The sequence below is a fragment of the Pseudomonas sp. 14A genome (assembly GCF_018132745.1).
GTDB lineage: Bacteria > Pseudomonadota > Gammaproteobacteria > Pseudomonadales > Pseudomonadaceae > Aquipseudomonas > Aquipseudomonas mercuritolerans.
Genome location: NZ_JAGRQJ010000015.1, coordinates 389,964 through 402,566, shown reverse-complemented (window position 1 = coordinate 402,566; position 12,603 = coordinate 389,964). Strand labels below are relative to the sequence as shown.

The window sequence follows — 12,603 nt, the reverse complement described above, 5'->3', positions numbered from 1 at the left end:
AACTTTCGAGGACCTGAATCATGTTGAAAGGCTACGGGGCTGTCATCCTCGATGGCGCATGGCTGACGCTTCAGCTCGCCTTGTCGTCCATGGCTCTGGCCATCGTTCTCGGGCTGATCGGTGTCGCGTTGCGCCTGTCGCCGGTGCGCTGGCTGGCGTGGCTGGGCGACCTGTATTCGACGGTGATCCGCGGCATTCCCGATCTGGTGCTGATCCTGCTGATCTTCTACGGCGGTCAGGACCTGCTCAACCGCGTCGCGCCGATGCTCGGCTATGACGACTACATCGACCTGAACCCGCTGGCCGCCGGCATCGGCACCCTCGGTTTCATCTTCGGTGCGTACCTCTCGGAGACCTTCCGTGGCGCGTTCATGGCGATTCCCAAAGGCCAGGCCGAAGCGGGCATGGCGTACGGCATGAGCAGTTTTCAGGTGTTCTTCCGGGTGATGGTGCCGCAGATGATTCGCTTGGCGATTCCCGGCTTCACCAACAACTGGCTGGTACTGACCAAGGCCACCGCGCTGATTTCCGTGGTCGGTCTGCAAGACATGATGTTCAAGGCCAAGCAGGCGGCAGATGCCACGCGCGAGCCTTTCACCTTCTTCCTCGCAGTGGCGGCGATGTACCTGGTGATCACCAGTGTCTCGTTGCTGGCATTGCGTCACCTTGAGAAGCGCTACTCGGTAGGCGTAAGGGCGGCTGATCTATGATCTTCGACTACAACGTCATCTGGGAGGCACTGCCGTTGTACTTCGGCGGCCTGCTGACCACCCTCAAACTGCTTGCGCTGTCGCTGTTTTTCGGTCTGCTGGCGGCACTGCCGCTGGGGCTGATGCGCGTCTCGAAAAACCCGCTCGTCAACGGCGCCGCGTGGCTGTACACCTACGTGATTCGCGGCACGCCGATGCTGGTTCAGCTGTTCCTGATCTACTACGGTCTGGCCCAGTTCGAGGCGGTACGCGAAAGCTTCCTGTGGCCGTGGCTGTCGAGCGCAACGTTCTGCGCCTGCCTGGCCTTTGCGATCAACACCAGCGCCTACACCGCTGAGATCATCGCCGGCAGCCTCAAGGCCACGCCGAATGGTGAAATCGAAGCGGCCAAGGCCATGGGCATGTCGCGCTTCAAACTGTACAAACGCATCCTGCTGCCATCGGCCCTGCGCCGCGCGCTGCCGCAGTACAGCAACGAAGTGATCATGATGCTGCAGACCACCAGTCTGGCGTCGATCGTGACCCTGATCGACATCACTGGCGCGGCGCGTACCGTCAACGCGCAGTTCTACCTGCCGTTCGAGGCGTACATCACCGCTGGCGTGTTCTACCTGTGCCTGACCTTCATTCTGGTCAAGCTGTTCAAGCTGGCCGAGCGTCGCTGGTTGAGCTACCTCGCGCCACGGAAGCACTGATATGCAACGCATCGACCACGTATTGCCGTGGAGCCATCTGGGCAGCGAGCGCAAGGTTTCGGTTTTCCGTTTCGGCAGCGGCGAGCGCAAGGCCTACATCCAGGCCAGCCTGCACGCCGATGAACTGCCGGGCATGCGCACCGCCTGGGAGCTGAAAAAGCGCCTCGGCGAACTCGAAGCCCAAGGCTTGCTCAACGGCGTGATCGAGCTGGTGCCGGTGGCCAATCCGATCGGTCTCGGGCAGTTGCTGCAAGGCAATTTCCAGGGCCGTTTCGAGGCGGGCAGCGGCAAGAATTTCAACCGTGACTTCGTCGAGCTCAGCGCGCCGGTCGCGACGGCGCTGGGCGAAAAACTCGGTGATGATCCGCACGCCAACGTGCGCCTGATCCGCCAGGCAATGGCCGACCACTTGGCCGGCTTGCCTGAAGCGAGCAGCCAGTTGCAGGGGATGCAGCGTGTGCTGCTCAGCCACGCCTGCACCGCCGATGTGGTGCTGGATCTGCACTGCGATGCCGAAGCCGCGCTGCACATGTACGCGCTGCCGCAGCACTGGCCGCAGTGGCGTTCGCTGTCGGCGCACCTGAACGTCAAAGTTGGTTTGCTCGCGGAAGATTCCGGCGGCAGCTCGTTCGATGAAGCCTGCTCCTTGCCGTGGCTGCGCCTGTCGCGGCAGTTCCCCGATGCGCAGATTCCGCTGGCGTGTCTGGCGACGACCATCGAGCTTGGCGGGCAGGCCGACACCGGCCGCGTCGAAGCCGAGGCTTACGCCGAAGGCATTCTGGCGTTCCTTGCCGAGCAAGGCCTGATCACTGGCGAGTGGCCGAACCCGATACACGACGCGTGCGAAGGCATGCCTTTCGAAGGCACCGAATTGTTGTTCGCGCCGCACCCCGGTGTGGTGAGTTTTTCCCGCAAGCCCGGCGAATGGGTCGAGGCGGGCGACGAGATTTTTCAAGTGATCGACCCTGTGTCCGATCGGGTCAGCACGGTATGTGCTGGTACGTCCGGGGTGCTGTTTGCCATTGAACGGCTGCGCTATGCCCAACCCGGTTTCTGGCTGGCCAAGGTGGCGGGGCGCGAAGCGCTGCGTCACGGGCGCTTGCTCAACGACTGACTGACTGTTTTTGTGAGAACCGACCGCATGTACAAACTTGAAGTCCAAGACCTGCATAAACGCTATGGCAGTCACGAAGTGCTCAAGGGTGTGTCCCTGAAAGCCGCCGCCGGCGATGTGATCAGCATCATCGGCTCCAGTGGCTCCGGCAAAAGTACTTTCCTGCGCTGCATCAACCTGCTCGAGCAGCCGCACGCGGGCAAGATCCTGCTCAACAACGAAGAGTTGAAACTGGTGGCGAACAAGGACGGCGCGCTGAAAGCCGCTGACCCGAAGCAGCTGCAGCGCATGCGTTCGCGCCTGTCGATGGTGTTCCAGCATTTCAACCTGTGGTCGCACATGACCGCGCTGGAAAACATCATGGAAGCGCCGGTGCACGTGCTCGGTGTGTCCAAGGCCGAAGCCCGCGAGAAAGCCGAGCATTACCTGAACAAGGTTGGCGTGGCCCATCGCAAGGACGCGTTCCCGGGGCACATGTCCGGCGGCGAGCAGCAGCGCGTGGCGATCGCCCGTGCGCTGGCGATGGAGCCGGAAGTGATGCTGTTCGACGAGCCGACCTCGGCCCTCGACCCGGAACTGGTCGGCGATGTGCTGAAGGTGATGCAGGCGCTGGCGCAGGAAGGTCGCACCATGGTTGTGGTGACACACGAAATGGGCTTCGCCCGTGAAGTGTCGAACCAGTTGGTGTTCCTGCACAAAGGCGTCGTCGAAGAAAGCGGCAACCCGCGCGAAGTGCTGGTCAACCCGCAGTCGGAGCGCTTGCAGCAGTTTCTGTCGGGCAGCCTGAAATAAATCAGGGCTGCCGTTGTGCACCAGATTAGGTCATGCTTCGCGACCTGAAGCCTGACCCAGATCCCCTGTAGGAGCTGCCGAGTGCAACGAGGCTGCGATCTTTTGATCTTGTTTTTCGAAAATCAAAAGATCGCAGCCTTCGGCAGCTCCTACATGGATCTGTGTCGGACTCAGGATTTGTATTCATTTCCGGGCTAGCATTGGCCCATGCCTTCATCACCGTTGTTCGTTTCGGATTGCCCGCCCATGACTGCCCATCGAATTGGTTTCCTGATTTGGCCCAGCACTAAAGCGTTGACGCTGGCGCTGGCGGAGGAGGCCTTGCGTGTTGCGCAGCGGGTGCACCCGGACGTGGTTTACGAACTGTCGTTCCTGCAGGCCGAGCCGCAGAGCGAAGGGGCCTGGCAATTGCCCGGCGAACCCTGGGCCGGCAAGCTCGAGAATTTCCAGAAACTGTTCCTGCTCGCTGACGAGCCACCGACCACCCTGGCGCCGGCGCTGAGCAGTGCGCTCAAGCAACTGGTGCGTGCCGGTTGCGTGATCGGTGGTCTGTCGGCCGGTGTCTATCCGCTGGCCCAGCTCGGTTTGCTCGACGGTTATCGCGCCGCCGTGCACTGGCGCTGGCAGGACGATTTTGCTGAGCGCTTCCCGAAAGTCATCGCCACCAGTCATCTGTTCGACTGGGATCGCGATCGCCTGACCGCTTGTGGTGGCATGTCGGTGCTCGACCTGCTGCTGGCGGTGCTGGCCCGCGATCACGGTGCGGAACTGGCCGGTGCGGTGTCGGAAGAACTGGTGGTCGAGCGCATCCGCGAGGGCGGTGAACGTCAGCGCATTCCATTGCAGAATCGCCTCGGCTCCAGCCATCCGAAGCTCACCCAAGCGGTGTTGCTGATGGAAGCCAACATCGAAGAGCCGCTGACCACCGACGAAATCGCCCAGCATGTGTGCGTATCCCGTCGGCAGTTGGAGCGGATCTTCAAGCAATACCTCAATCGCGTGCCGAGCCAGTACTACCTGGAATTGCGCCTGAACAAGGCCCGGCAGATGTTGATGCAGACCAGCAAGTCGATCATCCAGATCGGCCTGTCCTGTGGCTTCTCCTCGGGGCCGCATTTTTCCAGCGCCTATCGCAATTTCTTCGGTGCCACGCCGCGGGAAGATCGCAACCAGCGGCGCAGCAGCAGCCCGTTCGAATTGTCGTCAGTGCCGCCGGAGCGTGGCTGACAGCGCGTCAGTCAGGGTCGCTCGGCGGTAACGGTCGCTCCTCGCCATCGGAAAAATCCGAATCCATGAAATCGTCAAATTCATTCCAGGCGGGAGTACTCGATGCGCGCGTCTCGATGTCGTGCGCGCCAAGGGCCGTGTTGTACCTGTCCAGACGTTGCTGACTTTCCGCTTGCAGCGGATTTGCGCTGAAATCGTACTCGGTCATCATGATGTCGGGACGGGACGGAAACCCGGACGGCAACGCCCTGATTCTGTTGTTGGACAGGTCAGCCTTGCGCAACTGAGTCAGCCGGAACAAGCCAGCGGGCGGCATGGTCAGGCCGGTGTTGCTCAGGTCCAGCAACTGAAGGTCGGGAAAGTGGATCAGATCGGGGCTGTGCCCCAGTGGGTTGTTACTCAAATCCAGAGAACCGAGATTTTTCAGCGGTGCGAAAGCCTCTGCCGTGCGGGCAGTCATTGCGATCTCACAGCCCGAGAGGTTCAGGCTACTCAGGGTTTCGAGGCCAAAGACCGGCGCAGGAACCCGACGTAACGGGTAATTGCGGATATCCAGCACCCTGAGCCGGGGAAACAGCTCCAGCAAGCGATCGACGGGAGGAGGAGTGCTCGCCGTGCTGGTCAGCCGCAATTGGTCGATGTAATCGAAACGCCCAGACAGCGGCGGCAGCTCGCCGGTGAACGAAAGGTCGCAGACGAACTCGCCGTCCATGGGGTTGACCGGGAAGTGCCGCAGGCGTTTTTCCAGGTTGTCCTTGAAGCGTTGGCGCTGGACGACTTGCTCGCGCCACGCTTCATTTTCCGGCACGCCCTGGTTAACCGAATCAGTGGGCGTTGCATTGACCCAGGCATCAAGATTGCCGAGTAACGAGGTGAGCTCGGTCTGCCGACGCAGCAGTTCGCTGCGTCCGTCCGCCATTGAACCGGGCAGGCGATAGACCAGGTCATTGGCATCGAAGGCAGTCAACCCCGGGTACAGCGTCTGGGCCAGATCGAGATCCGCCTGTTCGGCCCAGACACCGAAATTGTCGTCCTTGAGCAGGTAGCACGCCTTGATCTGTTCGCGCGAGGTGGCAGACAGTGGATTGGCAGCCAGATCCACGCCGCGGTTGGCGAAAGCCGTGAGATCCTCAGGTAATCCGATGATGTTGTTTTCGCCCAGCAGCGCCGTTTTCAGGCGCGCAGGTCGATCCAGCCCGGCGGGCACACGCTCGATTCCCGTGCGGATCAGATCGATGAAGGTCAGGTTGGCAAGCGTCGATACATCGGGCGTCTGGCCCAGCGGATTACCGAACAGATCCAGCGCCGTCAGGCGACTCAGGGTCGACAACGTGGCTTGTCCGGCAGTATCGAGGGTGATATTGCATCGGCTGAGCATGAGCGTTTCAAGCGAAGGCATGCGCTCCAGCGCTTGCGGGATTCGGCCCAGTGCGAAACCAGGCAATTCCAGTCCCTCCAGCCCAGTGAAGCAATCGAGAAAGCCGTCGGCAATACTCAGCTGTGGATTGCCCTGGATTTTCAGGTGCGTGATCTGGCTGAAATCGGCGCTCAGCTGTGGCAGTTCGCCGACGAATGGAGCCTCGGTAGTCAAGACTTCCAGGCGCAGATCCGGCATGTCGATACGACTGCCGCGCCAGAGATCCTCAAGACTTTCGCTGAACTGGTTTCGCGCCTCAAGTTGCGCTGCTCTTTGCTGCGCGGTCCAGAGTTGGCCCGTTGTCGGATCATGACTCGGTACGCGCTGCTGCCACGCTTCGAGGTCGCTGAGCAGTCGGGTCACTTCGGCTTCCCAGCTCATCAGTTGCGCCGTACCTGCCTGCAATGTGCCGGGGAGGCGATAGATCATGTCGATGGCCATATCGTCTCTCAAGTGCGGGAACACTCTGCGCGCCATCGCAACGTCATTCGGGGCGGGCAGTATGCCGAAGTGGCGATTGTGTTCGGCATGGTAGGTCTTGATTCGCTCGCGAGCAGCCAGAGACAGCGGATTGCCGGCCAGCCGCACGCCCGCGGTGCGATTCGGATTTGCGCTGAACAATGCTTCCGGCAACTGTGTGATCTTGTTGTCGTTGAGGTACAGGGACTGCAAAGCCGGGTGTTCGGCAATACCTTCGGGCAGAGACGAGAGATTGCAACGGGTCAGAAAAGCGTCCTGCAATGCCGGCATCGTCTGTAGATCGGGTGTCACGGTCAGTGGATTGTTGCTCAGGTCCAGACGCTTGAGCTTGCTCAGCGACACGAGCACATCATGTCCGGCGGAGGTGTAGTTGATGGCGCAGCCGTCCAGGCGCAGCTGTTCGATATTGTTCAGGTTGGCGATGAAGGGCGGAATTTCATTCAGCGCGAATTTCTTCATTTGCAGCACCCGCAGCTCGGCAAAGGACTCCACGAACGTGTCTATGCCGGTGATCGCTGCATTGCCCGTCAACTTCAGGGTTGAGACATGGCTGAAGTCGACGTTCAGGCGAGGCATCTGGCCGACGAATTTCAGATCGGTCACAAGGGCCGTGCTGCGCTTGCCGTCCACTTTGGACCGCTGGCGCCAGAAAGCCTCCAGGTCTTGCTTGAATGCGGTCCGTGCCGAATGCTGTTGCGCCTGCTCCATTTCCGAAAGCTCACGGCCTGTGACCGGATGCGTGGACGGCGTTTCCTGCACCCAGCGCTCGAGATCCAGTTGCATCTGCGCCAGCTCCGCTTTCCAGCGAAGCAGTTGCGCGCGGCTGTCGGCCAGATTGCCCGGCAGATCGTAGATCATGCCGCTGGCCTTCTGCTGATCGAGATTGGCGAACAATTCCTGCGCCAGGCCAATGTCCTCGTCGGCGGCCATGACATGGAAGTCCTTGCGATGGCTGCGATAGTAGGTCTGGACGTTGTCGCGCGCCTCGGTCGACAAGGGATTGTCGGAAAGATCAATGCTGCCGCTGCGCTCGGCAGGCAGATCGAACAGGGCGTCCGGTATTTGCGTGATGCGATTGCCGGACAGAATTGCGGAGCGCAGATTCGGGTGGCTGGCCAGTCCATCCGGGACAACGCTGAGGCCGCTGTTGGACAGGTCAATGTCCCACAGCCGGGGCAACAGGTTGAGGTCGGGGAAGGTTCCCAACGGGTTATCGCTCAGATCCAGTTGGTGCAGATGGTCGAAAGACAGCAGCGCCGCCTGATTCTCCGGAGTCAACAGCACGCCGCAGTTTTTCATCTGCAGTTCGAACAGACGAGTCAGCGTATTCATCGGCAACGCCTTCGGTTCGAGTTCGAAGTTGTTCAGCTTGAGCCTGGTCAGTTGGGGGAAGCACTCCAGAAACGGCGCGATCGCCGAAATCTGCCGATTGCCAGTCAGGGTCATATCGTAAACGTGCTCGAAGTTTGCGCTGAGCACGGGCATGTCACCACTGAACGCAGCGCTGGCCTCAAGACTGCCCTCGCGAGTGGACACGGATCTGCTGCGCCAGAACTGCTCAAGTTGTTGCGCGAAGCTCCGCCTGGCATCCAGCTCACGCGTCTGTTCGGCGATCGGCAGGCGTTCACCTGTTTCAGGGTGAAACGTGGCCGCCTGGTTGATCCATTCGCTGAGTTCCAGGTTCAACTGGCTGACCTCGGCTTCCCAGAGCGCCAACTGGACACGGGCCTCAGTCAGTGTTCCGGGCAAGCGGTAGAACACTTTGGTGGCTTGGTCCTCGTTGAGGTCAGGGAACAGTGCGATGGTGCGCTGCAGATCTGCGCTCTCCGGACGAATGTCGAAGTGTCGGCCGGAATATTCATGGAAGTTTTTCACGCGTTCGCGCGCCGCTGGGGTCAGCGGGTTGTCAGCGAAGGTGAAGTTATCGCTCAAGGAGGGGGGCAAATTGAAGAACCCCTCGGGCACCGCTGTCAGGCGATTGCCATCGAACTGGCCGGAACTCAGCCGAGGATGATCCAACAGGTCATCTGGCAGACTATGTATGCCGGTCCGCGACAGATTGACGTAACGCAACGAGGGCAACGCGTGCAGGTCGGGTGGCAAACCGAGGGCGTTGCCCTGCAGATCGAGGATGGTCAGCTGTGGCATGGAGGCGAGCACAGCCTGCGTGGTGATCGTAAGGCTCAGCCCGCATTTGCGCATTTTCAGTTCGCGCAGATAAGGCATGTGTGTGAGTGCCTGAGGCAGCGACGGCAGCCTCAGGTTTTGTGCATCGAGAATCCGTAATCGCGGAAACTGTCGCAGAAAACTGTCCAGTGAGCCCGGCGTGGCGCCGCCATCAAGGATCAGGGTGGTGATATGCCTGAGGTCAGCCGACAGCGTGGGCAGGTCGCCGATGATCGGGTGCACAAGCTTCATGGCGTGACCTGATGCCATGGCGTAATCATCGAGGTCGGTAGGGTACTCCCGACGCCAGCCTTTGAGGATTTCTTCCCTGAGCAATCGTCGGTTCTGGATTTCCGCGCGTTTCTGCACCGGGGTGAGTGCAATGCCGGTATCGGGATGACTGAGGGGCGGGTTGTTGGCCCAGACATGCAGCTCGTTCTGTAATTGCAGGTATTCATCCTGCAGCCGCTGGATCTCAGCGCGCTGGCCCAGCGGACTGGCGCGCATGTTTTGCTCCACTGTGCTGATCTGCAGGTCGGTCAGCTTCGGGTAAAGCGCACGGATGTCCTGCCGGTAGCCTTCCAGGATTTCCTCATCGCTTTGTTCAACTCGGGAATAACCGTCGCTGCCCAGCAGCCTTAGCGTATCGAAGACCGGTGGCCGAATCGGCGTCTCCTGTAGCACGACGCGCAGCTCTTCACGTTCCATGGCGCGTTCGCGGATGGCGGCTTTCAGCACGTTGCCCTGGCCCACCCTGATATTGAGACTGCTGCGCTCACTGTCGGGCAATGCGTACAACAGGCTGGAATGGAAATCGCCGAACGAGTGCAGTGCCTGGCCGCGGTCGTCGAAGGGCTGATAGCGCCCGTCATCGCGCCTGACCAGTACCTTTTGTTCAGGCGCGTCCTCGCGCCCGATGCTGTCGACCACCGGACCCTCGTAGCGACCGTCGCGGATTTCGATCCGCACATCGCCGCTCCAGCCCGGCAGGAATTTCAGGCTGTGCAGCGACAGCGAGTCGGAATCGGAATTTTTCACCGAGTCCAGTTCGAGCCCCTCGTATGCCCGGGTCATGCGCACTTCCTGGCTGGCCAATTGCATCAGTTCCTGTTGGCGCGGTGGCAGCTGTCCATCGCTGATCTGTAGCAGTTCACCCCCCGTGGCAGTGTCGAGCAGCTCGCGGGTGATGCTCGCTGGTAATTCGGGGTTGTGAGTCTTGAGCTGTTGCGCCAGCGGATCGTCGAGGTGCTGCAAGGCTCGATAGCGGGATTCGAACAGTGCGCTTCGGTGCGTTCTGGCGAGCTCGACCACTTGCTTGCGCAGGGTCTGGCAGCGCACGTCCAGTGGCGGGGTCGCGGTGAAGGGTTCGGCGAGCAGTGCCTTGATCTGTGCTTGATCGAGAACCGAAAGCAGGCTTTTGAGCAGGTCGCCGCCGATCAATTGGTCCTGACGCAACTCCGTCAACGGCAGGCTTTCGTCTGCGCTGGACTGCCAGAGCAGCTCGCCCTTGCGATCGATCAGGCGCAGGCGCTGGTTGCTCGGCCAGCGGCCATGTTCGCTGAGCAATTGCAGTTGAGTGACCTGGTCGGCGCGCAGAAATTCTTGCGCAACGTCGCTGTCGAGTTGATCGATGAAGCGCTGCAACTGCTGGTCAAGCTTGAAGCGCTGGATGCTGTCGGCCAGCAGCGGCGGGACTTTCTCCTGATTCACATGCATTTTGCGCACGGCATCTTCGCTGCTGCCGCTGACCTGAAGAATGGTTTTGCGCTCGGCCGGGGTAAAGCTCTCTACCGCCGGGCCGATGCGCCGCAGTGCGGTCTCGCCGTCCCATTCCACGGGGCGTTCGAGCTCGGTGTGCCAGGCCCCGTCGCCGTTGTGCCGTACCACAGGCTGATAAGCGTCGGGGCGAGTCGGATGTTCGATGCGGTACTGGCCGGGCACTGTGTGTTCCTGCACGGAAAAATGCGCATCTTCGAGCGGCAGCAACTGTTTGTCCTGATGTGGATGCAGGCCCAGTGCGGTCGGTTGCGAATCCGGTTCGGGCCGGGCCGGGTATTCGTAGCGCTCGAGATCGGGTTGCCAGTAGCGGGTTTCACCATTGGCGAGTTTTACCGGTTTGAAACGGTCGATAAACGCTACGACTTCCTTGGGCAAGACGTTGCGAAACTCAGCCGAGGCAATCGCACCGCCAACCGCAAACATGCCCAACTGGATCAGCGATTCCACGGTGCCCATCAGATGTTCGAAGGCTTCGGTGGTGCGGCCCTGCGCCCATTCGATGATGCCTTCGAACGCTTCGTCGAGCATCTGGTAAGCCATGTACGCCATCATGACTTCGCCCAGCACCGGTACGAAGGGGGCGACAATCAGTGCGGCGGTCTGGGCGATCGTGGAAATGATGTCGACCACCGAGTCCCAGAACGCCCAGCGTGCCTTCTGGTCGACTGCTGCGGTGGGCACGGCGATGCTGCGGCCGTCATTGAAGATCTTGTTCAGTTTTGTCTGATAGAGGTGCTGCCACAGGTCGTCCTGAAACGGCACCAGCGCAGTCTGCAGATCGGGTCGCTCCACAGGCGCCTCGCGCCAGGCCGGCAGGGAGCTGCCGGGTTCGTGGGGATGCCACTTGATTTCGCTGAGGCGGCTGTTGAGGGTGCCGAAGAAAAATCCGCGCTGTTCATGATTGACGAAGCGGCTGAAGAACCGCTGGTACTCCTTGGAGCGCAACTGGCGCGTCAGTTCAACGACCATTTCCAGCGGCGAGGCATATTCCTTGAACGGGTGCTCGGGATCGTCCGGCACATAGGCCACGATCCGCGCGTTGGTCCGCGACACGGTCAAATCCGCCCCGAAGACAACGATGCCGGTCAGTGGCGCGCAGAGCATCGTCACGTCATGGCACAACAAGGGCGCACCATGGATGTAGATGCCTTTCATGCCATCGAGCAGGGCCTCGACCAGGCGCACTGCGTTCTCTGACACATCGCGGTTCATCCGTGCCCATTGCAAAGCGGCTTTCATGGCAGCCTTCTCGCTGGCGTCCAGCTTGCTGCGCAATACCGAGGCGATCATGGGATCGGAGTAGCCGAGATTTTCTTCCAGGCTGGCTTGATACTTCGCGCCGACATCCAGTCGGCGACACAACTGGGTGAACGCGGCGATGCTCATCGTTGATTTGATCGCGGGCAAGGTGTCGAACTGTCCCGTCGTGGTCGGTGGCGTGGTGAAAGTTGACTCGGCTTCGAAGGCGTCGGTGCGGGTTTCCTTGTCTTCAAAGTTATGCAATGCGGCGTCGAGCAGCGAAATGCTCCACACCCTTGCGCCGGTCTTGATAGGGAACCAGGGAGTGGTGGCAGGGATGTACAAACGCACATAGGTGTTTCTGACATCCAGATCCAGATCGAAAGCGCGTTTCAGTTCTGCCTTGAGCAGGGGCTCGGCGAACGCTGCCGCGTCCTGCAAATGCTCCAGGCTTTTATCCACTTCACTCTGGGCACTGATGTGCGCGGCATTCAGACTTTTCATCTGCGCATGCTGCTCGGCTGGAGCGGTCTTGAGCGGTTCGGGCAGTTGCGGGACGCTGTTCTTCAGTGCGTCTCGCCGTGTGGCCGAGATGTCGCCCAGCCAGTCGGGGATCGCCTTTTTCAGCGGTTGGTAATGCTCAGCGGGATGTCGCGCGTCGTTGGCGACAGTCGGGGTTGCCGGTGGGTGTCCTTCAGACAGGTGCATGGCCATTCCTTGGCGTTGGGAAGAGCCCTCAGCAAATCAGCAGCCAGCGCACCTCGTGCGGTACATATTTATGTCTCTGCCGCGAGGCTGACTTGGTATTCTGCGCGGCCTGCCGCAAATCGGCCGCGCCCGGTAAACTGCGCCTTTGCGACGCTATATGTCGCATTGCCGTAAACCCGGGAAAATCCGGGGTTTGCGCTATAAGAAGTTGTCGCTTGGCGACAAGGCCGGGCACCCAACTGTCCTTACAATCCCCTCATCGCTCGCCAGTTCCAG

At 60.6% G+C, this 12,603-nt stretch carries 6 protein-coding genes; 5 read left to right on the top strand and 1 reads right to left on the bottom strand.

The features are described from left to right. The first annotated feature begins 20 nt into the window (after positions 1–20). The 5 genes from PS14A_RS18690 (at position 21) to argR (ending at position 4,538) form a co-directional block, all read left to right on the top strand. A complete protein-coding gene (locus PS14A_RS18690) occupies positions 21–710 on the top strand; it encodes an ABC transporter permease (protein WP_016773583.1) in 690 nt (229 codons plus the stop codon). After that, on the top strand, positions 707–1,405 hold the full coding sequence (locus tag PS14A_RS18685) for an ABC transporter permease (protein ID WP_016773584.1): 699 nt from the start codon (positions 707–709) through the stop codon (positions 1,403–1,405). The genes PS14A_RS18690 and PS14A_RS18685 overlap by 4 nt, the downstream gene beginning before the upstream one ends. Before the next feature lies 1 nt (position 1,406). Further along, a complete protein-coding gene (locus PS14A_RS18680; protein WP_212616939.1) occupies positions 1,407–2,519 on the top strand; it encodes a succinylglutamate desuccinylase/aspartoacylase family protein in 1,113 nt (370 codons plus the stop codon). A 27-nt stretch (positions 2,520–2,546) separates the two neighbouring features. Then, positions 2,547–3,311, top strand: a complete 765-nt coding sequence (locus PS14A_RS18675; RefSeq protein ID WP_003227281.1) for an ATP-binding cassette domain-containing protein — start codon at positions 2,547–2,549, stop codon at positions 3,309–3,311. Between the two features lie 246 nt (positions 3,312–3,557). Continuing rightward, entirely contained in the window at positions 3,558–4,538 is a 981-nt protein-coding gene (gene argR, locus PS14A_RS18670; protein WP_024014018.1) for a transcriptional regulator ArgR, read from the top strand. A 7-nt stretch (positions 4,539–4,545) separates the two neighbouring features. On the opposite strand, the gene PS14A_RS18665 is transcribed toward argR, so the two are convergent. Then, a complete protein-coding gene (locus PS14A_RS18665) occupies positions 4,546–12,327 on the bottom strand; it encodes a DUF6543 domain-containing protein (RefSeq protein ID WP_212616938.1) in 7,782 nt (2,593 codons plus the stop codon). Positions 12,328–12,603 lie beyond the last annotated feature (276 nt).

Excerpts from the sequence above, each read along its gene's own strand:
- argR (WP_024014018.1), top strand. The coding sequence starts at position 3,558 with ATGACTGCCCATCGAATTGGTTTCCTGATTTGGCCCAGCACTAAAGCG.
- PS14A_RS18690 (WP_016773583.1), top strand. The coding sequence starts at position 21 with ATGTTGAAAGGCTACGGGGCTGTCATCCTCGATGGCGCATGGCTGACG.
- PS14A_RS18665 (WP_212616938.1), bottom strand. The coding sequence starts at position 12,327 with ATGCACCTGTCTGAAGGACACCCACCGGCAACCCCGACTGTCGCCAAC.
- PS14A_RS18675 (WP_003227281.1), top strand. The coding sequence starts at position 2,547 with ATGTACAAACTTGAAGTCCAAGACCTGCATAAACGCTATGGCAGTCAC.
- PS14A_RS18685 (WP_016773584.1), top strand. The coding sequence starts at position 707 with ATGATCTTCGACTACAACGTCATCTGGGAGGCACTGCCGTTGTACTTC.
- PS14A_RS18680 (WP_212616939.1), top strand. The coding sequence starts at position 1,407 with ATGCAACGCATCGACCACGTATTGCCGTGGAGCCATCTGGGCAGCGAG.